The sequence below is a fragment of the Bradyrhizobium sp. USDA 4510 genome, assembly GCF_054059095.1.
On the sequence record NZ_JBSSBT010000001.1, the window covers coordinates 558,262 to 582,036 of the forward strand.

A 23,775-nucleotide genomic window follows, 5' to 3' on the forward strand; every position below is an offset into this window, starting at 1 on the left:
GGTCTCTCCTGATCAATTGTAGTAACTGCGGCCACGAATGTTGGCGTGGAAGAGGATGGGCGCCTCCTCGGCGGGCGGAGCGGTTCTGTCGGTGCCGTTCTTGCGGATGGCAGCGACCGATTTGTACGAACGGGCGTTGAGCAGAAGGGCACGGGCACAGGCGGCGTCGACGCGCTCCTGGCCATAGCGCTTGACCAGTCCGAGAATGCCGATGGCTGAGCGGAAGCCCTGTTCCGGATGCGGCCGCGACCGCAGGATGACATCAATGAGAGTGTCGTCGTCGGGACCGACCTTAGCGGCTTCCGAACGAATACGCTCATGGGTCCAGTCCCGATAGCGGCGATGCGAGCTCGGCATATGCTCGGAAATCGTGGTCGGGCGATGCGGCAAGGTGCTGCGCAGATGCGAGGCCACGCGCTTGCCACGGAGGAAGACCTCGACGGTTTTTTGGGTGATGCGAACCTCGAGCTCCCGATGCACGAGGTTGTGAGGAACGCTGTAGTAATGCTTGGTGATCTCGACGTGATAATCGAGGTTGACCCGGCAGCGCTTCCACTCGGCATACTGGTACGGTTCATCCGGCAAGGCAGTAAGCGCCGGACGATCAAGCTCCTCGAACAGCTCGCGCCGACTTCGCCCCCAGCTCCGGAGAGGTCGACGGTTCAGTTCGATAAGGAGGCTATGGATTGTCTCGTTAAGGGCGGCGAGCGAGAAGAAGCGGCGGTTGCGCAGACGCGCCAGAATCCATCGCCCGACGATTTGGACCCCGACCTCGACCTTGGCTCTGTCGCGCGGCCGATATGGCCGCGCCGGAACGATGGCGGTGCGGTAATGGCGGGCGAGATCGGCATAGGTCCGGTTGACCATCGGCTCGTGAAAGCAGGCCCTGATGATGCCAGCCTTGAGATTGTCGCTCACCGTCTGTCGCGCCACGCCGCCGAAATAGGCAAAGGCCACGAACGTGGGAGGCGATCCAGTCCGGCAGGCTCTGGCTGAGGCTGGCCTCGGCGTAGGTGTAGTTCGAGGCGCCGAGCACGGCGACGAAGATCTGCGTGCTGCGCACCTCGCCGGTGAGCCCGTCAACCACCTCCATGGTGTGTCCGGAATAGTCGACGAACAGCTTCTCGCCAGCGACATGGACCTGGCGCAGGGTCGGCTTGAGGCGGCCGGCCCATTCCTTGTAACGCTCGCAGAACCACGAATAGCTGAAGCTGTCGGCACTTGCGTCGCAATACTCCTCCCACAACAGCATCAGCGTAACGTTCGGGCGCCGCAGCTCGCGATGCACGAGTGCCCAATCCGGCTGCGGACGCTCGTCGCTGGGCCGATCGGATGGTGGCGGATACAGGCGGTTCTCGAGCCGGACATCGTCATCCAGCTCCGGAGGCAACGGCCAGGCCAGGCCGGCGCGGCGGGTTCGGTTGAGGTACTTGCTGACCGTGCCCGGGGCCAAGCCAAGGCTGCGGGCAATGGCGCGTTGCGACATGCCGACGCTGTAATGCAGGCGTAGAACTTCACGAATGTGGCGCATGGACAGTCTCTCGGTCGGCATCTCGATCCTCTGCGGTTTAGGCAAAAGACCAAGCTACCCGGGTTACAGACTGTCAGCGGTATGCGCCTCCTGGTTGCCCCGATCATGATCGCTGGAAATAGCGATCACGATCGGCTGGAAATGGTGATCACGATGCTCTGGAATCTCTAGGGTTGAGCTGGGTCGCGCTTGAGGATGCGCGACCCAGGCACGAGCGCGACGCAGCTCAAGCCGGGTTGAACGAAGCCGCGGGCCGGGAGGTCAAGCGGTTATGGGGATTGAGGGCGCCGCAGACGTGCGCGATCCGCGATCAGTTGGGGATGGGTAAATGGACAGATTGGTGCGCAGCCGAGTCGGCTCGGCCGGCTCGGTGTGCAATAAGAGCGGAATCGTGCTTGCAACGGCAATTGCAGCATGGCTGGGCGAGCACCGACCCGCTGTCGGCCAGAGCGGTGGTAGCAGTGATATCGGCGAAAACTATCGTGCGCGATTGGGTTCATGAGGTGTCCGGCGTCCGATTACCCCGACGAGGTCCGGGAAGGATCTCGATAACGACCATGCGGCTTCCGCAACAGGGACATGGCGGTCGTTCGGATGTGTCTGCGACTGCGCACGCAGGCTGCTGCTCGGGCGCCTGATCAGCAATCGAAGGTGGCGTTGCCGCAAGCAAGCGACGGATCAGCATGAGCTTGGCACGGCGATGCCCGTTAGCGAGAAATCCATAGTGGCGGATGCGCTGGAAACCATCGGGCAGGACGTGCAACAAGAACCGCCGTATGAACTCGTCGGCCGCGAGCGTCATCGACTTCATCCGTGCTCCGTCGCGATAGTCGCGCCAAGAGAAGGTGGCGCCGTCATTATCGACTGCGAGAAGCCGGTGATTGGAGATGGCAACGCGGTGCGTGTAGCGAGCCAAATAGGCGAGAACCTGCTTGGGGCCGGCGAAAGGTCGCTTGGCGTAGACCAGCCATTTGATGCGGCGCAGCGACGTAAGGACTGTATCGAACGCTGAATGATCGCTGAGGTGCTTCAGATTGCCGAAGAAACGCAGCTTGTCGGCACGATAAGCAGCCCTCAGCTTCTCCAGGAACAGCCGGCGGTAGAGACGCGACAGCACGCGCACCGGCAGAAAGAAGCCCGGTCGGCAGGCGATCCAGCGATCGCCGTGCGCCGACAGCCCGCCGCCCGGCACGATGCAGTGGACGTGCGGGTGATGGGTCAGCGTCTGGCCCCAGGTGTGCAGCACCATGATCGCACCGATCTCAGCGCCGAGGTACCGCTTGTCGGCCGCAATCGTCTTCAAAGTCTCAGCCGCTGCCTCGAACAGCATCGCGTAGACGGTCGCCTTGTTGTGATAGGCGATCGCCGCCACCGGCGCCGGCAGCGTGAACACCACATGGAAGTACTCGACCGGCAACAGGTCGGCAGCGCGGGCGCTGAGCCACTCGCGGGCTGCCGTACTCTGGCACTTCGGGCAATGACGGTCGCGGCAGCTATTGTAGGAGATCCGCTGGTGCCGGCAGTCGACACAGCACTCGACGTGACCACCGAGCGCGGCAGTCCGGCACGCTTCGATGGCGCCCATCACGCGCAGCTGGGATCGGCTGAGGTGCCCGGCGTGGGCGACGCGGAACGCGTGGCCGTGCTGGCGGAAGATGTCCGCCACCTCGAACGCCGGACGTGCGCCGGGCACCTACTCGGGCCGAGATCTCAATCGTGCGTCGAGATCGTCGAGCGGACTTCTGGCCCGTGCGATCAGATTGGTTGCGACTTGCGTGTAGCGCTCCGTCGATGACAGTCGCGCATGGCCAAGAAGGACTTGGATGAGCCGGATATCAGTCCCGCGCTCGTAAAGGTGAGTAGCAAAGCTGTGCCGCAGAACATGTGCCGTCACCCGCTTATCGAGGCCGGCATGTTGCCGAGCTCTGCGGCAAGCCTCTTGCAGCGTGGCGACGCTCACCGGATCGTCCGGATTGCGCCCCGGAAACAGCCAATGGCGCGGTTTGGCCAGACACCAGTAGGATCGCAGGATGCTGAGCAGCCGCGGCGACAGCATCACGTAACGATCCTTGCCGCCCTTGCCGGCGGTGATCAGGATCAGCATGCGCTTGCTGTCGATCGCGCTGGGCTTCAGGCGGCTGACCTCGCCGACCCGTAGCCCGGCAGCGTAGGCCGTCACCAGCGCAACGCGGTCGCGCAGGGCCGGTACAGCCTCCAGGAAACGGGCGACTTCCTCCGCACTCAGCACCAGCGGTGCTTGATCGGCTCGCGGGCCGAAATAATGTTCTCAATCGCCTCCTTGCGCCCGAGCGTCACCGCATAGAAAAAGCGCAACGCGCACGTCACTTGGTTGATGTGAGTCCACGACCGCTTCAACCCGATCAGGTGCAGTTGGTACGCGCGCACCTGCTCAAGGCCGAGCTTGTCAGGTGATCGGCCGAAGTGTCGGCTAAAGTTCGCAACCGCGTACACATAGGATTGCTGCGTCGACGGTGATAAGTTGCGCAGCGTCATATCCTCGATCATGCGGCGGCGCAGCGGGCTCGAACTCATCGTGGCCATGAGGCACTCCTGGATTAAGAGGAACGGACTTGCGGCCCAATCCTCTCAAACAGATGCCTCTCAGATAAATGGCCTCGCCCTCCCGCGCAGCGGGTTCGTTCAATGGGTGATCACGATGGCCTGGAATCGGTGATCACGATCCGCTGGAACACGCACCTGGCATCAAGCATGGCATTTGCCATCGCGCCACCTCCACCGATCAGCTCTTGCCAGCCGGTATCGCAGACAAGCTTCGTCACTGCGAGGTGAGGCCCTCATGCCGGTTACCATTAAAAGGGTTCATTCCGCGCTCCGATTGAGCCATCTGAACGGCTCTCGGGACTTCCCCCCTCTTATGTTAACAGGTCGATTTTGCGACAAGCTGACGAGACCCAGGTAGCCTGTCCCGCGTTCAGCAGGAGCACCTCTGCCGCGGCGAGAATGGCCTGCTTGGCTCGGCGCGAGCGACGACCTTCTTGGCGACCGCGTTGGTGGCCGAACTAGAATCCCTTTTGCCGCTTGATGAATCCGTTTCATCAGGGTCACGAAGCCATGCGGATTTAAAAGGTGCGATCGCTGCGACAATCAACCTGGTGAGCGGCGAGATCACGGTGCCGCGCTCATGATATTGGACGGTATCCGCTCCGCGCTTGCCTCGCCGCAAAGATGGGCATGCAGCGCGACCAAGCATTGATCCGCGCTCCTGTTATTACGCTTTCCCGGGACGATGGTGAGATCGGCAAGTTGATAGAACGGTTCGCGATCGCGGATCAATTGCGTGATCTTGTCCTCCCGGTCCTCGGTCTGCAACAGCGGGCGGGTGATGTCACGAGCAAGGCGCTTCCTGATCTCACCCGCGTCGGTATTGAGCCAGATCGAGACCCCTTTCTTGGCGACGCGGTGCCGCGTCTCCTCACGCATGAACGCGCCGCCACCGGTGGCGAGCACCGTGGGTCCCCGCTCGAGACACTCCGCGATCAAACTCGCCTCGAAGTCTCTGAAGTACTGCTCCCCTTTGGTCGCAAAAATCTCCGTGATCGACATGCGAGTCATCGCCTCAATCTTTTTGTCGGTGTCGATGAAAGGCAGCCCTAGTCTTCGCGCAAGATGTGGGCCGATAGTGGATTTGCCGGAGCTGGGCATGCCGACGAGCACGATCGGCCGGCCGTCGAGGGCAGCGACAACTTCCTTTGCAGTCGGTGATCGCTCGGGCGTCGCGGTCTGTTGGGCAGATCGCAACCCGAGGGTTGCGCCGACGCCAGCTGTCCGCGCCCCTTCGATCGAAAAGTGGGGAATGTTTCTGACACCCTCCGGTATCGCAACTTCTTTGCAGACCTCGCGCACGCGCTGGGTGAGCTGCTCCATCTTACGGGGATCCGGTGCATCGCCTCTGCGCCGTCGCTGGAGTTCCTTGTACGTGTCGTGATTGGCAATTTTGGCCTTGTAGCTGCCCGGCGTATGGAACTCCGCCTCGAATCGGTAGCCATCCGGCGTGGCGAGCACAGTCTTCATGCCGACAAACGTCGGAGCGCTCATCCTGAACCAGTTGGTTGTGCTGATTTCGGCGTAGCCTTGCTCCTCAAACGCCAGAATGCCTTTCGTGAAGGCACGTGCAAAATCCTTGTCGGGCACTTCGAAGACATGGCGCACGGCGCTGCTGATCAGCAGTGAGGCGCCTTCGGGGGCATCATTCACCTCCATGAGTTGGTCTCTGAGGGAGCTTTCCGATCTTAACCGACGGTCGAGATGGGGCATCTTCACATCGATGCCCAACAGCTCAAGGTCCTTGGCAACCTGACGTGCTGCTACAGTGATCTCCTTCTCTTCGGCTGCGGCGCGCGCGACCTCGATTTGGGCGCGCTCTGAAGCCTGCTCGCGAGTTAGCGTCAACGTGATGGCAGAAGCCTCGGCAGGCTGTCGGCCAAAGCCAGGCAGAATCCCTTTCTCCGCAGCAAGATGAATAGAGGCCTCCATGATTGAAGCTGCCAATGTGGGATTGTCCTTCAGATCCTCCAGGGTCGTGTCGACATTGAACCGTCCGTGGTTGAGGGTCGCCGCCATGCTCTTGACATAGGGCACGGACTTCAGGCCTGGCGTCTGCTGCAGGAGCCCCTGGAGCCATTCGCTTTTCTTCATGAAGAGCTGGACACTCGTGTCGGACTTGAAGGCGTCCGTTCCGACCTTGATCCCGAGGCTCAGAAGATTGCTCGCGCTTTGCACGAGGTCATCGGCAATGTACCCATCCGGCCGCGGAGTGATGCGCGGAGGATAGTGGTCGAGCAAGGACTGGATGCGGTCGCGTGGGTGAGCGGCTGCCGGATAAGTCTCCGCCAGGCTTGGGAAAAGCTCCGCAAGCGCTGGGCTCACAGTCAGTTTGGTGTCGCTCACGCTTTCGGATGTTTCGGGCAGCATCTGCTCAGCTGTGCTCGCTGCCCACGCCTCGAGGTCGTTGACGAGCAACTCGGCAATTTCGTGGGCGACTGCATGGTCTGCAAGCTTGATCTCGGGCCTCGCTCTATCGAGCATGTGCTCGACATCCTGGGCGCTCACCTGCTCCTTGGTCAGCAATTGACGGATGTCGCGCTGAAGTTCGTGATGAAACCCCTCGTAAGTTCCAAAAACCGCGCGCTCAGCAAACCAACGCCGTGCTTGATGGGATTGCGCCAGAAAGCTCCGCTGCAGGCCGCTATAAATTTCCAACGCGTTCCGCGTCGCCGCGAGGATCTGGCTGGCACGACTGAATTGGTAATTGTTGCCCTCGATCGCCGGGGTATACGACTTCGGCGGCTTGAGCGAGCGAACTCCGCGAGCTTGTTCCTTCTCATCGAACTGGCGAACATGCTCATACAGCTGCGGCCGATCGCCGATGATAACGACGGTATCCCCGTCGAAGTCGCCGTCGAGCTTTTTCTGCTCGCCGGTCGGGACGGCGACCAACGACCCCGGAGCGAACACTTCGGTCGCCTGCAGGATACCCACACAGTCGACCGGCGTGTCTACGTTTGCACGGTCTTTGCGCTCGGTCCAGCTCGAATGGCACTTGACGTCTTCGGCCGACATCACCAGCCCGCGGTCCGCGTAGTTGGCCGGCCACATCCCATCCGGCACCACGATCAGAATGCCTTTGGCAAAGAAGCTCGGGTCGTCGGCCGCCAGCTCCTCCTGCGACTTCTGGGCGACACTGAAACTGTATTGCATGGCCACGCATCTATCGAGGAATGCCGCAGTCGGATCCCCGTCAGCTGCCGACCTGACTCGCTCGGCGGCGAGTGGGCGCAGGTTAGGCTTGTCATAGGGAGATCGCCCGATCAGCACGCCCCCCGTTCCCGTTAACGTCTCACTCTTGCACTTCGGCACATGGAGGTAATCATCACTGGACGGGACGGCAACGCCACCGGGAGCATCGATGTGGCCTGCCGTCACCATGCGAAACAGCTGCTCGCCTATCAGGCTTTCCCCTCCTCTGCTGTCCAGCCAGCTCTTGGCCTTTTCGCGAGCCTCGTCGGCCACCTGCTCACTGCGCGGATAATGTTGCAACGCCGAGGCAGGAACGGACGATCTCCTTCCCTCACCATAGGCCGGCATTCGATCGGGGCCTTCCTGGGGGCCGGCCCGGCGAATAGCGAGCATACGTTCGGCGAGCGAGGCCTTGATAAAGCCACAGCCATCATGCGGTCGCAAAGCAATCGGGCCTTCCGGTCCAGTCAATTTGAACGGATGCTCCTCGTTGGTAGGGCGGTCTGGCGTCAGCAACAGCTTGAAGGCGCCCTCCAGCGCGTAATCGTGAGGGCCCAGATCCTTGATTGCGGGTGGCGCCGCAAACCCCCTGCGCTGAGTGTACCAATAGGCTTCCTTGAACGGGGCCCAGGCCCGCAACAGCTTCTCGAATGACGTCCCCGGCGCGGTTTCGGCATAGGGAATGGCGAGCAGTTTTCCCCCCGAAGACGGTGCTGCCGGTCCGCCTGGAGTATGGGCGGCGATTTCGAGCACGGTCGGTCTTGGTGCTTTCAACTTGCTGCCGCCGAACAGGTCCATGCGGTACGGCACCCCCTTGTAGGTGAGCGTGCGCGCCAGCATGAGGGCGCTCGGCTTTGCCGGCAGCTGGACGGCGACCACCTCGATCGCGCCTGAGGTCAGCCGATGAAAAACCGAGTATCGTGTCTCGGACTCTGTGGCCAGTGGCCGTCCTTGCATGTCCACCACCGGCAACCGCATCAGACCCGCTTCGCCCTGTGGGGGCCTCGGCTCGTGATCCATGGCTCGCAATACCTCGTGGACATCGAATGTGGACGCAGGATATTTGTCCCGGATCGTTGCCGCGTTTTGCTCGACGAATGTGTCGAGCGCATCGACCGGGCTCTCCGCCTCGATCTGTGCGATCAGGTTCCAGCTCATGTTGGAAAGATCGCCCTGGATGAGGTCGCGCGTGCCGGCCAGGATCTCTTTGGTACCGTGCCGCAGCTCTTGCTGCCTCTTCCGCAAATCGGCCTTCTTGCCCTCGATAACCGGTCGCTTGAACATGTTCGCCAGGACTGCACGAGCCTTGAGCATCTGATAGATCGAGAGGGCAGGATTGCGACTCGCGCGCGGCCCACGGATGCGCTCTGCCGCGCTTGTATTGAAGTGCGCCTCGATCTTTTGCTCCACGACCGGCTGGAGATCGTTCAGCAAGTGGAGAGCCACTCTGCGGTGCCAGCGCAGGTGCGGGCTGCGCGCCAGCGGCACCAGCGCGGCACAGAGATTGCCCATGGTTTCGAGGTTATTCTCAGCGGCAAAACCAGGGGCACGATGCAATTCGTTGAGCCGATCCAACCCGGTCGAGGCGAGCGAGCCCAGATCCTCGAACAGCCGAGCCTTCGCCAAGGCCTTGAAAATGCTGGCGATGGTCCGAACATCGCTCTGCTCCAGCCGATCATTGTCGTAGTGAAGGTGATGGGCCAGCTGATGCAAGCGATCCTTCAGCAGAGCGGTCTCTGTGATCTCGCCCGCCTCCTCTCCTCTCACGATACTTCGCCCCAGGGCATTGGCGATCATGCCGAACTGAGGCGTCGTGAAGGTACCGAAGCGTTGGCCTGCGCGGCCTAGTCCGCGTGCGACATCCACCAGCGCCCGGTGACACGCTGCGTCGTCGGGCCACTTGCTGAAGCCATTTATCAGATGTGCCATTTGCTGCGGCGTGAAATCGGAGAGCGCGCGGCGACCGACCTCACCCGCGATCACGGCCGCGGCTTGGCAAGTGTCCGGGTCTTCCGACCACTTGCTGAATCCGTTCACCAGATTCGCCAGCGCCTGCTGAGTAAAATGGGAGAGTTGATCGCCACGGCGACGGACCTCGCGAGCGATTGCGACCGTCGCTTGGCCCGTGAATGCTTCTTCGGGCCATTTGCTGAAACCGTTCGCCAGGTTCGCCAGCGCCTGCGGGTCAAAACGCAAGAGCTGGGACGGCACCTGACCTGCGATTGCGACGGCAGCCTCGCGACAGCCCACCGCGTCCGGCCATTTGCTGAAGCCGTTCACCAGCTTCGCCAGCTCCTGCGGGTTAAAACGCAAGAGCTGGGACGGCACCTGACCTGCGATTGCGACGGCAGCCTCGCGACAGCCCGCCGCGTCCGGCCATTTGCTGAAACCGTTCACCAGGTTCGCCAGGTGCTGCGGGGCAAAACGCAAGAGCTGGGATGGCACCTGACCCGCGATTGCGACGGCAGCCTCGCGACACTCCACCGCGTCCGGCCATTTGCTGAAACCGTTCACTAGGTTCGTCAGGTGCTGCGGGACAAAACGCAAGAGCTTGGCCGGCACCCTACCTGCGATTGCGACGGCAGCCTCGCGACAGCCCACCACGTCCGGCCATTTGCTGAAACCGTTCACCAGATTCGCCAGCGCCTGCGGATCAAAACGCAAGAGCTGGGACGGCACCTGACCTGCGATTGCGACGGCAGCCTCGCGACAGCCCGCGGCGTCCGGCCATTTGCTGAAACCGTTCACCAGGTTCGCCAGCGCCTGCGGGTCAAAACGCAAGAGCTGGGACGGCACCTGACCTGCGATTGCGACGGCAGCCTCGCGACAGCCCGCCGCGTTCGGCCATTTGCTGAAACCGTTCACCAGATTCGCCAGCGCCTGCGGATCAAAACGCAAGAGCTGGGACGGCACCTGACCTGCGATTGCGACGGCAGCCTCGCGACAGCCCGCGGCGTCCGGCCATTTGCTGAAACTGTTCACCAGGTTCGCCAGCGCCTGCGGGGCAAAACGCGAGAGCTGCGACGGCACCTCACCGGCGATTGCGACGGCAGCCTCGCGACAGCCCGCCGCGTCCGGCCATTTGCTGAAACCGTTCACCAGGTTCGCAAGGTGCTGCAGGTCAAAACGCAAGAGCTTGGCCGGCACCTCACCGGCAATTGCGACGGCAGCCTCGCGACACTCCACCGCGTCCGGCCATTTGCTGAAACCGTTCACCAGATTCGCCAGGTGCTGCGGTTCAAAACGCAAGAGCTTAGACGGCACCTCACCGGCGATTGCGACGGCAGCGTGGCGACAGCTCGCCGCGTCCGGCCATTTGCTGAAACCGTTCACGAGGTTCGCCAGTTCCTGCGGGGCAAAACGCAAGAGCTTTGACGGCACCTCACCGGCGATTGCGACGGCCGCCTCGCGACAGCCCACCGCGTCCGGCCATTTGCTGAAGCCGTTCACCAGGTTCGAAAGCGCCTGCGGAGCAAAACGCGCGAGCTGGGACGGCACCTCACCGGCGATTGCGACGGCAGCCTCGCGACAGTCCGATGCGCCCGGCCATTTGCTGAAACCGTTCACCAGGTTCGAAAGCGCCTGCGGGTCAAAACGCGAGAGCTGGGACGGCACCTCACCGGCGATGGCGACGGCAGCCTCGCGACAGCTCGCCGCCGAGGAATGTCGGCCGAACGATAATGCGAACAGAGAAAGAGCGATGGGATCAATTTGCTTCATAAGCGCCTTGTCGAGGCGCGACATCCGAACCGCTAAGGCCTGGCAAGCTCTTGTGCCGGCCTCCCCTCCAGCTTCCCGGCTCACCACATTGCATGTCGTGGCGTACCCCCACGAGAACCGGATATTTTCCTCCAACTGCGGCACAAATCGAGCATCGAAACGGGCAGCTGCGGTTTGCAGAAAGTCTGATAGATCCTGCCTTCCCAGCTGCTTGCTGTAACGTACAACTGCGCGTGAGAAAACGCTGATGTCGCGAGCGCTGGCGATTTCCCTCAAGGCGGCATTTAGTTCATCCGAACGTCTAGAATGCCTTTCCGGTATTCCAACTTGGACGTTCTGCAGGGCAGCATTGTCGACATGCGACCTTCCGGTTCGGCCGCTTCGGTCAGAGATGGATTGGCCATACGGCGCCAGCCTGCCTGTTTGCGGGCGGTCAGTGGTCCGATCGGCGCGTTGCCGGTCACCATCCGAAGCCGATGGAGTAATTTCCAGATTGGCTGCGCCACGATAAGTTCCACGGGCTCGCTCCGAGCTCCCAGGCTGGAATGGTTGCGCAGGCGCATCGGCGACGTACCACCTTCCTGGTCTGCCACTTCCCTCAGACACGGACTGCGTATCCAGTGGGGGTCTGCTCGCGTGCGAGCTTTCAGCCTCTCGATCGTCGCGCCAGAGCTCCTCGCCACTTTGACGCGAGAAACCCTCATCTCGCCTTGGTCTCCCATGGTACGTTCCATAAGGCCGTTGCAGGCCCGGGGTTTGGACATTCTGGATGCGTCCCCCTTCTGGTCCACCCCCCCCGTGCGACGGGAGAGGGCGTCCTAGCGAGCTTTCCGCCTCTGGATCGTCATGCCGCAGTTCCCCATCAGTTCGCGACGAGCCGGATTCCGGCAAGGAGCGCAAACGACGACGACTTCCACCGATTGCGCCCTGCAGCGCGGCCCCAAGGAGCCGATGTGCGCCGGCGGAGGGAGCGGCAAATCGGCCTGCACCGCTGTCGCGCTGCATGCTGCGAGAATCCGAAGGACCTGAATCCTCAAGCTCGGAACGCATCCGATCCACAATGGAACTGAACGATCGCCCCTCTTCACCAGGAACACAAGCCGGTCCAGCGCTCGAACCGTCAGCGCCTCGACCTTCAGCGGCACCAAATTCCGAAATGGGCGACTTGTCGTCCTCGTCAATGCGTCTCATTATCTTTATCCAATGTACCTGGATGCCCTGCCCTGACGAGTGCGACAGCCACTTGTCGGCTCGACCGCTATCCTCGTGGTCTGATGACTACCGAATGGGTTCGCCGAATCAGCGACCGCCAAACACGCGAAGCTCTTTGAATTGCATGCTCCCCTTTAGGCACAAGAGACTTCGAGCTCGCGGTGAACGCAAGCGGAGCCAAGTACGTCCCTTTTCGCTGCCCATTTGCTGACCGATCGCCGCGATTCCTGCGCCCTTCGATTGCCCATCGGCAACGCGACAGGCGTATTGAAGACTGACAATGATGTGCCCATTCCGATCACCTAGAGGCTGGCTCGCGATCAGTATCGTGTATGGTGCAGTCGAGCGACGGACAGCAAGCGCAACTCCGATTAGGGCCCGCAAACCGAAAGTAGAACATAGTACAAAAGAAAACGGTTGCTTCATTCGTCAGTGCTTTCGCGGGCACGTCTGCGCGGACTGTACAACTTGACGCAGGGTCCGATTCAAGCTCTGCGCTCTATGTCGCGTGAGTGGCACTCCTGAACTTTCGTCGCTCTTCCGTCATAGGCTTTGCGGCGACGCGCACCCGAGCCAAGCTCGACTCTGGAGGCCTCCCAATCCTTGGCGAGACGTTGGCATGGCTCAACCGCTGCCGACGTCTCGCCAAGGATTGGGAGGCTTCCGTCAACGAGCTATGCGGGAAGCTGGGTGATGACGGACTGAGATAGGCGGTCGTCCGTGAAGATCGGCTAAGCAATTGAGCTAGAATCGCATTTGTCGTTGCGGACTGTTTTGCGATTGCAGGATTTTGAAGCTTCGGGCATCGGAACCTTGCAATTTCATTTTCAGGATTCCGTCGAATCGCCAGTCATGATTCCGTCGGCGCATCGGAGGTGGCGATGCGACCGAAGAAGCACAGGACGACGGGATCGGGCGATCTGTTCCGGGCCAGGCTGGACCAAATCATCAATATGAAGCACGAGCTGGTTCAACTCGCCGGCAAGGTCGATTGGGACTGGATCGACGGCGAGATCGCGCCGCTCTATAGCGAGAACGGTCGGCCGGGCATCGCGACCCGCTTCATGATCGGGCTGCTGTTGCTCAAGCACATTTACGGCCTGTCCGATGAGGGGCTGTGCGAGCGCTGGGTCCACGACCCGTATTTCCAATACTTCACCGGCGAAGAGTTCTTTCAGCACGCGTTCCCGCACGAGCGCTCGGACCTGAGCCACTGGCGCAAGCGGCTCGGCGACAAGCTGGAACTGTTGCTGGCCGAGAGTTTGCGGGTGGCGCACGAGACCGGCGCGTTACGCAGCCAAGACCTCAAGCGGGTCACGGTCGATACCACCGTGCAGCCGAAGGCCATCACCTTCCCGACCGATGCCAAGCTGCTGCACGCGGCGATCAAGGGGCTCAACCGCCTGGCGAGGAAGCACGGGGTCAAGCTGCGACAATCCTATCTTCGCATTGCCAAGACCGCGGCAATGATGGCTTCCCGCTACGCCCATGCCAAGCAATTCAAGCGGCATCAGCGGCAGTTGCGCATCCTGCGTAGCCGACTGGGCCGGATCATCCGCGACATCCGCCGCAAGATCGAAGGGCAGGAAGCGCTCGAGAACGCGTTCGCACTGCCGCTCAGCCGGGCCACGCAGATCCGTTCGCAGCAGCAGCGCCAGCGCGGCTGGAAGCTGTATTCCTTCCATGCTCTGGAGGTGGAGTGCATCGGCAAGGGTAAGGCCAGCGCTCCTTACGAGTTCGGGGTGAAGGCCTCCATCGTCACCAACAACCGCCGTGCTCCTGGGGGCCTGTTCGTGCTGCACGCCAAGGCGCTGCCCGATAACCCCTACGACGGTCACACCTTGCGGGACGCCATCGACCGCACCGAGACACTCACCGGCTGTGCGATCGAGCGCGCCTATGTCGACAAGGGATACCGCGGCCACGACGCGCAAGATCCCCGTCGCGTCTTCATCTCCGGCCAGAAGCGCGGCGTCTTCGGTGTCATCAAGCGCGAGCTGCGCCGCCGCTCCGCCATCGAGCCCATCATCGGACACCTGAAGGCCGAAGGTCACCTCGGCCGCTGCTACCTCAAGGGCCGCCAGGAGACGCCGCCAACGTCGTCCTCTCAGCCATGGGCCACAACTTCCGCCGCATCCTCGCCTGGCTCAGGAAGCTCTTGCGCTTCATCCTGATCGCTCTTTGGCCCGCCTTCGCAACCCCAGTCGCCCTCGACCCCGCTTGTTAACGGACGACTATGTACGCGGCGAGTTTCTGGTCGATCTCATCAAAGGCCAGGCGGATAAGGAAGCGACTACGCGTCTGGCTGACAAGGTCGCGGCGCTGACTGGTATCGACCAAGCGGTCAGTCGTAGGCTCGCCGGTCGCTTCGAAGTCGCCGAGTTCCGCCGCGAGTTCGACCGTAAGAACCGCAAGTTGATCGGCCGGTATGATGCATCTGTGCGTGGCCTCGATCCATATCCGGAGTCCGATTTCCAACTTTCCGGCGATCCCTCTGGCGATACGCTGGTGGCGCCTCTGACCAGCGCCACTGTCGATCTCCTCACACGCAAACTAAGCTGGCGGCCGGACGGCTCCTATGAACTGGGCAACCCCAAGGTCATGGAGGCTTGGGATTTCGGCCGCAGCCCTCCGGAGTCAGTTTCGGAGCTGCGGCAAATCCTGGCAACGGACCGGAACATGAAATTGCTAGTCTAGTCGCGCACGGGCTGTTTGACCTCGCCACGCCGTATTTCGGATCACAAATCGTGCTCGATCAATTGCCGCCATCTGCCTCCACTCCGCGCATCAAACTTGTGGTCTTTCCGGGCGGCCACATGTTCTATTCACGAGACGCCTCGCGGCAAGCTTTTCGCGCGGAAGTCGAAGTGATGATGAAGTAACGCCGCCGACGGACTCGGTAACAAGCAACCTGGCGTTCGCGCAAACATCCACGATTTCTCAAAATGCGGATGGAATCCTAGCCCCGCTCCGATCATCAGACGCCTTCGTCTTCAATCAGGTATGGCTCGAGGCCAGTTTCGTGTGTGAACCAGGTATCTCTCAATGGCTTCCAACATGACCCCGTGTTGTGGAACGTAATCGCAGCGTTCCAAGCACAATGCGGCGCCCGATACCGATGGGAGCAGCTCGTCAGGCGCATGAAAAAAAGTCAACGACTTGGTGTGTCGATTGAGCCCTGGCGACCTCATCTAGAGGGCCGGAAAGATCGTGCGTGATGGTCGGTACACTGGAACTACCAGTGGCTGGTCACAGTGATTTTGACGGCTTGATATCGAGCCAGCTTAGGATCGGCAATTTTTCTGGCGGCAAAAGGAGCGGCTCGTTCAGATCATGGGAACCGCAGCGCCCAGCGAGCTGTGCAAATGTTAACGACGTGCAGGACATCGTCCCCGGCGCGATGATGAAGTAGGCGCCGCTCCCTGTATCACCTTTCGACCTCGGGAACGCGATCGTTCCCGAGGTGTTGCGTTCAGCGATCGTCGACGATGCATTTCGACCAGAAAAGATCGCTCCGAGAAAATGTCTCAAGCGTTATCTGCTTTTACGTAGCTGCGCCGGGCGCGCAAACGTTTGGTAAGGAGAAGGCAGTTCTCCTGCACTCATTTTGTTCTCGAATCTCGAGCGGTCGAATCTTACTTGCGCATCATCGTCGACGTGATTTCAGCCGCGCAGGAACAAACCACGCATTTCGTTTTGAAGAAGAGAATACCGCTTTCCCGGACTGGGCAAAAAAGAGTTTGGCTTGGACTCGCTCGCCCGCAATTTCTCTGAGACACTTGATCGTCAGCCGATGGTGCTTGCGAGGGGAAATTCTAATGATTTGCACCGACGTCTTCGACGAAATCAACGCCTGCGCATTGCGAACGTCGTGTCGCACGATCTGCTGTTGACGCACTGGTCGTGCGTCGCGGATCGGAATTGCTGACCGCTCCGACCTTTCAAAAACATCCGAACTGACAAATTGTCAGTCGGTCATTTACCAACCCGCTGTCCCGCGCAGCGTGAATGCATCCTGCTGCCACCTCCCGTGGCGCGCGTCGTCACATCCCAACCGAATGAGGACATTCGAATGACCGCCAGCAATGATCCGATCAAGTTCGCCTATTGGGTGCCCAACGTCTCGGGCGGCTTGGTCATCAGCAAGATCGAGCAGCGAACCGGCTGGGACATCGACTACAACCGCCGCCTGGCGCAGATCGCAGAGCAGAGCGGCTTCGACTATGCGCTGAGCCAGATCCGCTTCACCGCCGGCTACGGCGCCGAGTTCCAGCACGAGCCGGTCGCCTTCAGCCACGCTTTGCTCGCCGCAACCACTAAGCTGAAGGTGATCGCGGCGCTGCTGCCCGGACCGTGGAATCCGGCGGTCGCAGCCAAGCAGATCGCGACCATCAGCCAGCTCACCGAGGGCCGCGTTGCCGTCAACATCGTCAGCGGCTGGTTCCGCGGCGAGTTCACCGCGATCGGCGAGCCCTGGCTCGATCACGACGAGCGCTACCGCCGTTCCGAGGAATTCATCCGCGCGCTGCGCGGAATCTGGACCCAGGACAATTTCACGTTCCGTGGCGATTTCTACCGCTTCTCCGACTACACGCTGAAGCCGAAACCTGCGCATCCATTGCCCGAGATTTTCCAGGGCGGCAGCTCGCGCGCCGCGCGCGACATGGCCGCGCGGGTGTCGGACTGGTACTTCACCAACGGCAATTCGGTGGCGGAGATCAAGAAGCAGGTCGACGACATCAGGGCGAAGGCGCGCGCCAACAATCACTCGGTCAAGATCGGCGTCAATGCCTTTGCCATCGGGCGCGATAGCGAGGTCGAGGCCCGCGCCGTGCTCGACGAGATCATCGTCAAGGCCGATCCGGAGGCGGTCAATGCGTTCGGACATGAGGTGAAGAATGCCGGCAAGGCTTCGCCGGAGGGCCAGGGCAATTGGGCGCAATCCAGCTTCGAGGATCTCGTCCAGTACAATGACGGCTTCAAGACCAATCTGATCGGCACGCCGGAACAGATCGCCGAGCGCATCGTCGCGCTCAAGGAGGTCGGCGTCGATCTCGTGCTGCTCGGCTTCCTGCACTTCCAGGAGGAGGTCGAATATTTCGGCCGCCGGGTCATTCCGCTGGTCCGTGCGCTGGAGGCGAAAACCGCCGCGCACGCCCAGGCCGCCGAATGATAGGGAGCCTTTCGACGTGACGGCGATGGCAACGAATGCTGACGTCCTTGCGCTGGAGGCGGCTCCAGCGCAAGGCAAGCCGCGTGCAATGTGGGCGGTCGATGCGCCCGAACGGGGGCTCGCGCCGGCCGCCGATCGCGCGGTACGGCCGGTCCTGGCATTGAGCGACATCGCGCTGACATTCGGCGGCGTCGCGGCGCTGCGCGACGTCGACCTTGCGGTCGCGCCGGGCGAGATCCGCGCGGTGATCGGGCCCAATGGCGCCGGCAAGAGCTCGTTGCTCAACGTTATTAGCGGGCTCTATCGGCCCGACCGCGGGCAGGTGTGGCTTGGCGAGCGTGCGTTCGTTCAGGTGCCGACGGCGCGATTGGCTGCGCACGGCGTCGCGCGCACGTTCCAGAACCTTGCGATCTTCAAGGGGCTGTCGGTTTTCGACAATGTCCTGATGGGGCTCGCGCATCGCGTCCGCGCAGGTTTCCTGCGCCAGATCATCGGCTCGCCGCTGGCGCGCCGGATCGAGGCGGAGAACCGCGCCGCCGCCGAGGATGTTATTGGCTTCCTGCACCTCGGCGACGTTCGTGAGCGCGCCGCCGGAACCTTGCCCTATGGCTTGCAGAAGCGCGTCGAACTCGCGCGGGCGCTGGTCGCGCGACCGACGCTGCTGCTGCTGGACGAGCCGTTCGCGGGCGTCACGTTGAGTGAGAAGCGCGAGCTGTCCGAGCACGTGCGCAATGCGCGCGACAGCTACGGCGCCACCATCATGCTGATCGAGCATGACATCGGCGTCGTGATGGGCCTCTCTGATCGCATCGCGGTCCTCGACAACGGCCGCAAGATCGCCGATGGCACGCCCGACGAGGTGAGGACCGACAAGGCCGTGATCGACGCCTATCTCGGCGTCGCGCATCAGGACGTCACGGAGCTCGCCGTCTGATGTTCGACTATCAGTTTTTGATCGAGGTGCTGGTTGGCGGCCTGCTGTCGGGGGTGATGTACTCGCTGGTCGCGATCGGCTTCGTGCTGATCTACAAGACCTCGGGCGTGCTCAATTTCGCACAAGGCGCGATGCTGCTGTTCGCGGCGCTGACCTTCGTCAGCCTGATCGAGCGCGGCATATCGTTTCCGGTCGCGTTCCTGATCACGCTCGCGATCATGGTCGTGCTGGGCGTAAGCGTCGAGCGAACCGTGCTGCGGCCGCTCGTCAACCAGCCGCCGATTACGCTGTTCATGGCAACGCTCGGGCTTTCCTATGTGATCGAGGGCGCGGCGCAGCTGTTGTGGGGCACGCAGGTTCACGGCCTCGACATCGGGATCAGTGACGTGCCGCTCGACATCGCCGGGGTCTTCATCAGCCGGTTCGATCTGTTCGCCGCGGCGGCCGCGGGCAGCCTGGTGGCGCTGTTCGCGCTGTTCTTCCGCTATACCCGAACCGGGCTCTCGTTTCGCGCCGTTGCCGACGATCCGTTCGCGGCACTTGCCGCCGGCCTGCGGCTGCCACGGGTCTGGGCCAGTGTGTGGACCGCTTCCGGCATCGTCGCGCTGGTCGCCGGACTGTTATGGGGCGCGCGTCTCGGCGTGCAGTTCTCGCTGTCGCTGGTTGTGTTGAAGGCATTGCCGGTGCTGGTGCTGGGCGGCTTCGATTCGATCGCTGGTGCGATCATCGGCGGTCTTCTGATCGGCGCCATCGAGAAGCTCGCCGAAGTCTATGTCGGGCCGCTGTTCGGCGGCGGCATCGAAGCCTGGGCCGCCTATGTCGTGGCGCTGGTGCTGCTCCTAGTGCGGCCGTCGGGGCTGTTCGGGCAGAAGCTGGTGGAAAGGGTCTAGGAGATGAGCGCAGCAGCACCGGCGGGATCGCTCGCGCCTGGCGTCGAGACCATTGCGATCGCCGCCGCGGCGGGGATCGCCTTTGGCGTCATTCCGGTCGCTGGCTCGGATTACCTGTTGGATGCGGTGCTGACGCCGTTCCTTGCGCTGGCGCTTGCCGCGGTCGGGCTCAACGTGCTCACCGGCTATGCTGGGCAGGTGTCGCTGGGCTCCGCCGCATTCCTCGCGGTAGGCGCCTATGCGACCTACAACCTTCACCTCCGGCTGCCGCAGCTGCCGCTGATCGTTGACCTTGTGCTCGCCGGCCTCGTCGCGGCCGCGATCGGAATCGTGTTCGGATTGCCGAGCCTGCGCCTGCGCGGCTTCTACCTCGCGGTCTCGACCTTGGCCGCGCAGTTCTTCGTGCAATGGACGCTCACCAAGTTCGGCTGGTTTTCCAACGACAGTCCGTCCGGCGTGATCGATGCCCCGGTACTGAGCGTGGCCGGTTTCGCCTTCACCAGCCCGGCCGGGCGCTATGTGTTCTCGCTGAGCGTCGTCGTGGCGGCGACGTTCCTGACCCTGCGGCTGCTGCGCGCGCAGAGCGGCCGCAACTTCATCGCGGTGCGCGATCACGAGCTCGCGGCCAGGGTGATCGGCGTGCCGCTGCTGCGCACCAAGCTCCTGGCCTTCGCCGTCTCCTCGTTCCTGATCGGCATCGCCGGGGTGTTGTGGGCCTTTGCCTATCTGCGAACGGTCGAGCCGGCCGGCTTCAATCTCGACCGCTCCTTCCAGATCCTGTTCATCATCATCATCGGCGGGCTGGCCTCGCTGCGCGGCGCGTTTCTCGGCGCCGCGTTTATCGTGGTGTTTCCGTTGATCCTGTCACGCGCCGGCGCGGCCTTGCTCGGCGGCGTATTCGATTCGGGCGTGCTGGAGATGAGCCAGCGCATCGTTCTCGGCGGGCTCATCATCGCCTTCCTGATTGTCGAACCGCGCGGCCTGGTCGCGCTGTGGGACCGGCTTTGGAGCGCCGTCACGCGGCCGGCCGCCATTCGCAACACATGACGTTTCGCGCCACTGGAGAGTTGAAGATGATCAAATCGAGATATCTGAAAGTTGCCTTTGCCGCAGCGGTCGCCTCCGTGTTGGCCGCAACACAGGCGGCGCGCGCCGACGAACAGTTCTTTCCGCTGCAAAGCTACCGGGTCGGCCCCTATGCGGCCGGCGGCACCGGCTTCTTCGGCGGCTTCATCGACTATCTCAATCTGATCAACATCCGCGACGGCGGCGTCAATGGCGTCAAGTTGACCTGGGACGAGGGCGAGACCCAGTACGAGGTCGAGCGCGGCGTCGAGGTCTATGAACGGCTGAAGGGGCGGCCCGGCGTTGCCGCCTGGAATCCGCTCTCGGTCGGGATCGCCTACGCCATGATCGACCGCATCACCAAGGACAAGGTGCCGCTCATCACCATCAATCATGGCCGCACCGATTCGACCGACGGCCGCGTGTTCCCCTATGTGTTTCCGCTGCTGCTCAATCCCTACAGCGAAACCTCGGGAATCGTGAACTACATCGCGAGCCGCGAGGGCGGAGTGGAGAAGCTGAAGGACAAGAAGATCGTCGTGCTCTATCACGGCTCGCCCTACGGCAAGGAGACCATCCCGATCTACAAGCTCTTGGCCGACAAGTACCAGTTCAGCCTAGAGCAGATCGAGGTGCCGCATCCCGGCAACGAGCAGCAGTCGCAATGGCTGTCGATCCGCCGCGCAAAGCCCGATTACGTGGTGCTGCGCGGCTGGGGCGTGATGAATCCAGTGGCGCTGAAGACCGCGCTGAAGGTTGGCTTCCCCGCCGACCACATCATCGGCAACGTCTGGTCCAATTCCGAGGAGGACGTGATCCCGGCCGGCGACGCCGCCAAGGGCTATATCGCGATCACCACGCAGGCCTCCGGCGAGCAGTATCCGGTGCTGCAGGAGGTGATCAAGACGGTCTATGGCGCCGGCAAGGGCAATCTCGACGACAAGAAGCGGATCGGCAGCGTCTACCACAACCTCGGCATCGTGAACGGCATCCTCAATGTCGAGGCGATCCGGATTGCGCAGGCGAAGTTCGGCAAGCGCACCTTGACCGGAGACGAGGTGCGATGGGGCTTCGAGCATCTCCAGCTCGATCCGGCGCGGGTCGAAGCGCTCGGCGCCAAGGATCTGTTCCATTCGATCAACGTCACCTGGGACAATCACGAAGGCGACGGCCGCGTCACCTTCCAGCAGTGGGATGGCGGCAAATGGAAGGTCGTCTCCGGTTGGATCGCACCGGACTGGGCCTTCCTGCGCCCGATCATTGAGAAGTCGGCGGCCGCCTATGCCAAGGAGCACGGCATCAAAGTGCGGACCTCCGGTGGCGAAGCCGTCAGCAATTGAGCCGCGCGCGATGCGGGAGCGATCCGGCCTCCCGCATCCGCCAACGCCATGGATCACGTGATGAGTGAAACCCTGCTCTCGGTCGAAGGCCTGGCCGCGACTTACAACCACGCGATCGCGGCGGTCAGCGACGTCTCGCTTGCCGTGCGGCGCGGTGAGATCGTCGCTGTGCTCGGCGCCAACGGCGCAGGCAAGTCGACCACATTGCAGGCCATCTCGGCGCTGCTCGCTGCCCGCCGCGGCCAGATCAGCGCCGGGCGGATCGTGTTCGATGGCCGCGATGTCGCAGGCACGTCGGCGGCGACGCTGGTGCGCGCCGGGCTCGTGCCGGTGCTCGAGGGGCGGCATTGCTTTGCCTCGCTGACGGTGGAGGAAAACCTCATCACCGGCGCGATAGGGCGCGATGCGCGGCGGGCGGAAATCGCCGCGGATATCGAGCGCGCCTATCAGCTGTTTCCGCGCCTCAAGCAGCATCGCCGCGCGCTGGCCGGACTGACCTCGGGCGGCGAGCAGCAGATGACGGCGATCGGCCGGGCTCTGATGTCGCGTCCGCGGCTGCTGGTGCTCGACGAACCGTCGATGGGCCTCGCGCCGCTGGTCGTCGAAGGAATCTTTCGCGCGCTCCAGCAGCTGAACGGCGAGCAGGGACTGTCGATCCTGATCGCTGAGCAGAACTCGACGGTGGCGCTGCGCTTTGCCGACCACGCGGTCGTGCTCGAAAACGGGCGCAGCGTGCTGGCCGGTCGCGCGGCCGAACTGCGCCAGCGCGCCGACATCAAGACCCATTATCTCGGCGGATCGTCGCGGGACGATCAGGGCCAGAGGCGGCCACGCGAGGCTGTCGCATGATTGCAACCCGGAGAGACTGACCATGGCCAACGACAATCTCGCACGCAAGATCGACGACGACGTTTATGCCAGGCTCGATGCCGCCATCGACGCGACAGTGACGGTGAATGCGGACCGCAACGACCGCGAAAGTCGCTTTCCGCGCGAGAATCTTCGTGCTCTGGCGGAGGCCGGCTGGACCGGCGTGCTGAACGAGCCGCAATTCGGCGGACTCGGCCTCAGCCATCTGGATTTCGCTGAAGCCGCGTACCGGATCGGACAGGCCGATGCCTCCACCGGGCTCATCTACGTCATGCATGTCGGCGCGGCCCAGACCATCAACCTGTTCGGCAACGCCGACCAGAAGGAGCGCTGGCTGAAGGCGAACAATGGCGGCCTGCTCGGCACCTATTCGACCAGCGAACGCGCCACCGGCGGTCACTGGTGGTACAATCTGTCCGAAGCCTCGCGCGACGGCGACGATTATCGTGTCAATGCCGAAAAGTCGTTCACGACAAGCTCGGGCCATGCCGACTATTACCTGGTGCAGACGCGCACGCCTGGCGCCAAGGACCAGGCCGATATCATCTTCTTCATTGTCGACGGCAAGGCCGAGGGCATCGAGTCCCGGCCCTGGGATGCGCTCGGTGTGCGGGCCAATCATTCCGGGGCGATCCGCTACAGCAACGTGCATGTGCCGCAGCGCGACCGGCTCGGCGCCGAAGGACAGGGCAAGGAGATCATCTATGACGGCGTCTCTCCGGTCTATCTGATCGGGCTCGGTGCGGTCTGGGAAGGCGTCGCACGCGGCGCGTTGAACGCGGCGATCGCACACAGCACGACCTTCGTGCACAAGGACCGGAACAAGAGCCTGTCCGACTATCAGGCGATTCGCCAGGAGCTCGGCGCGGCCAAGGTGCTGGTCGAGACGCTACGGCCGTGGCGCAACGAGCTCGCGGGCAAGCTCGATGCGCTCTGGCGCGGCAAGCCGCAAAGCGAAATCCTGATCCCGCTGACCGAGTTCAAGGTGCACGCCGCCGAGGTCGCCAACAAGGTCGCGGCGACGGCGCTGACGGTGACGGGCGGGTATGGCTATCACCGCGGCCCGATCGAGCGCGCCTATCGCGATGCCCGCGCGGCGATCGCGATGGGGCCGTCCAATGTCATCGCGCGCGACTGGATCGGAAAGGCGGTGGTCGGCCTGCCGCTGGAACTGTTCTACGAGGGCGGAGAATAGAGGTTGGCCGCGAGGCTGCCCCACAGGTGGTCGAAGCTACCTGGTGGCGCAAAAAGAACGTGCGGAA

At 62.6% G+C, this 23,775-nt stretch carries 12 protein-coding genes and 4 pseudogenes; 10 read left to right on the top strand and 6 right to left on the bottom strand.

The genetic code is table 11. The annotated features are described in order from the left end of the window. Nucleotides 1-12: 12 nt before the first annotated feature. Nucleotides 13-1,552 (bottom strand): annotated as a pseudogene (gene istA / locus ACVMDN_RS02585) (IS21 family transposase). Between the two features lie 307 nt (nt 1,553-1,859). On the opposite strand from istA, the gene ACVMDN_RS02590 reads away from it, so the two are divergent. Then, nucleotides 1,860-2,033, top strand: coding sequence for a hypothetical protein (locus tag ACVMDN_RS02590; protein ID WP_225649129.1), 174 nt, complete (start codon nt 1,860-1,862; stop codon nt 2,031-2,033). Here the strand turns inward: ACVMDN_RS02590 and ACVMDN_RS02595 are convergent. From ACVMDN_RS02595 to ACVMDN_RS02610, 4 genes and pseudogenes are all read right to left on the bottom strand, one after another. Continuing rightward, complete coding sequence (locus ACVMDN_RS02595) at nt 2,028-3,224, bottom strand: IS91 family transposase (RefSeq protein ID WP_253603944.1); 1,197 nt, start codon at nt 3,222-3,224, stop codon at nt 2,028-2,030. The two genes, ACVMDN_RS02590 and ACVMDN_RS02595, sit on opposite strands and share 6 nt — an antisense overlap. Continuing rightward, a pseudogene (locus ACVMDN_RS02600) lies at nt 3,225-4,093 on the bottom strand (site-specific integrase). A gap of 585 nt (nt 4,094-4,678) precedes the next feature. Then, entirely contained in the window at nt 4,679-11,053 is a 6,375-nt protein-coding gene (locus ACVMDN_RS02605; RefSeq protein ID WP_456835761.1) for a shikimate kinase, read from the bottom strand. 260 nt (nt 11,054-11,313) lie between these two features. Next, nucleotides 11,314-11,547, bottom strand: coding sequence for a hypothetical protein (locus ACVMDN_RS02610; RefSeq protein WP_141713294.1), 234 nt, complete (start codon nt 11,545-11,547; stop codon nt 11,314-11,316). A gap of 1,575 nt (nt 11,548-13,122) precedes the next feature. Here ACVMDN_RS02610 and ACVMDN_RS02615 point away from each other — a divergent pair. Further along, nucleotides 13,123-14,468, top strand: a pseudogene (locus tag ACVMDN_RS02615) (IS5 family transposase). Nucleotides 14,469-14,476: 8 nt separating this feature from the next. Continuing rightward, a pseudogene (locus ACVMDN_RS02620) lies at nt 14,477-15,123 on the top strand (peptidase S10); the annotation flags it as partial. A 367-nt stretch (nt 15,124-15,490) separates the two neighbouring features. Here ACVMDN_RS02620 and ACVMDN_RS02625 read toward each other — a convergent pair. Beyond that, nucleotides 15,491-15,772: a hypothetical protein gene (locus ACVMDN_RS02625; protein ID WP_141713299.1), complete on the bottom strand. Its 282-nt coding sequence runs from the start codon at nt 15,770-15,772 to the stop codon at nt 15,491-15,493. A gap of 541 nt (nt 15,773-16,313) precedes the next feature. Here ACVMDN_RS02625 and sfnG point away from each other — a divergent pair. From sfnG to ACVMDN_RS02660, 7 genes are all read left to right on the top strand, one after another. After that, the gene (gene sfnG, locus ACVMDN_RS02630; RefSeq protein WP_069276313.1) at nt 16,314-17,414 is read left to right on the top strand and encodes a dimethylsulfone monooxygenase SfnG; all 1,101 of its coding nucleotides are present in this window, start codon (nt 16,314-16,316) and stop codon (nt 17,412-17,414) included. 88 nt (nt 17,415-17,502) lie between these two features. Continuing rightward, a complete protein-coding gene (locus ACVMDN_RS02635; RefSeq protein ID WP_375167114.1) occupies nt 17,503-18,348 on the top strand; it encodes an ABC transporter ATP-binding protein in 846 nt (281 codons plus the stop codon). After that, the gene (locus ACVMDN_RS02640) at nt 18,348-19,238 is read left to right on the top strand and encodes a branched-chain amino acid ABC transporter permease (RefSeq protein ID WP_253603935.1); all 891 of its coding nucleotides are present in this window, start codon (nt 18,348-18,350) and stop codon (nt 19,236-19,238) included. The genes ACVMDN_RS02635 and ACVMDN_RS02640 overlap by 1 nt, the downstream gene beginning before the upstream one ends. Nucleotides 19,239-19,241: 3 nt before the next feature. Next, a complete protein-coding gene (locus ACVMDN_RS02645) occupies nt 19,242-20,285 on the top strand; it encodes a branched-chain amino acid ABC transporter permease (RefSeq protein WP_069276316.1) in 1,044 nt (347 codons plus the stop codon). 26 nt (nt 20,286-20,311) lie between these two features. After that, nucleotides 20,312-21,643: an ABC transporter substrate-binding protein gene (locus ACVMDN_RS02650; RefSeq protein WP_253603934.1), complete on the top strand. Its 1,332-nt coding sequence runs from the start codon at nt 20,312-20,314 to the stop codon at nt 21,641-21,643. A gap of 60 nt (nt 21,644-21,703) precedes the next feature. Next, nucleotides 21,704-22,492: an ABC transporter ATP-binding protein gene (locus ACVMDN_RS02655; RefSeq protein ID WP_069276460.1), complete on the top strand. Its 789-nt coding sequence runs from the start codon at nt 21,704-21,706 to the stop codon at nt 22,490-22,492. A 22-nt stretch (nt 22,493-22,514) separates the two neighbouring features. Beyond that, on the top strand, nt 22,515-23,708 hold the full coding sequence (locus tag ACVMDN_RS02660) for an acyl-CoA dehydrogenase family protein (RefSeq protein WP_456835760.1): 1,194 nt from the start codon (nt 22,515-22,517) through the stop codon (nt 23,706-23,708). Nucleotides 23,709-23,775: the final 67 nt, after the last annotated feature.

Coding starts and splice junctions, on each gene's coding strand:
- ACVMDN_RS02590 (WP_225649129.1), top strand. CDS start 1,860: ATGGACAGATTGGTGCGCAGCCGAGTCGGCTCGGCCGGCTCGGTGTGC.
- ACVMDN_RS02605 (WP_456835761.1), bottom strand. CDS start 11,053: ATGTCGCGCCTCGACAAGGCGCTTATGAAGCAAATTGATCCCATCGCT.
- sfnG (WP_069276313.1), top strand. CDS start 16,314: ATGACCGCCAGCAATGATCCGATCAAGTTCGCCTATTGGGTGCCCAAC.
- ACVMDN_RS02635 (WP_375167114.1), top strand. CDS start 17,503: ATGTGGGCGGTCGATGCGCCCGAACGGGGGCTCGCGCCGGCCGCCGAT.
- ACVMDN_RS02640 (WP_253603935.1), top strand. CDS start 18,348: ATGTTCGACTATCAGTTTTTGATCGAGGTGCTGGTTGGCGGCCTGCTG.
- ACVMDN_RS02645 (WP_069276316.1), top strand. CDS start 19,242: ATGAGCGCAGCAGCACCGGCGGGATCGCTCGCGCCTGGCGTCGAGACC.
- ACVMDN_RS02650 (WP_253603934.1), top strand. CDS start 20,312: ATGATCAAATCGAGATATCTGAAAGTTGCCTTTGCCGCAGCGGTCGCC.
- ACVMDN_RS02655 (WP_069276460.1), top strand. CDS start 21,704: ATGAGTGAAACCCTGCTCTCGGTCGAAGGCCTGGCCGCGACTTACAAC.
- ACVMDN_RS02660 (WP_456835760.1), top strand. CDS start 22,515: ATGGCCAACGACAATCTCGCACGCAAGATCGACGACGACGTTTATGCC.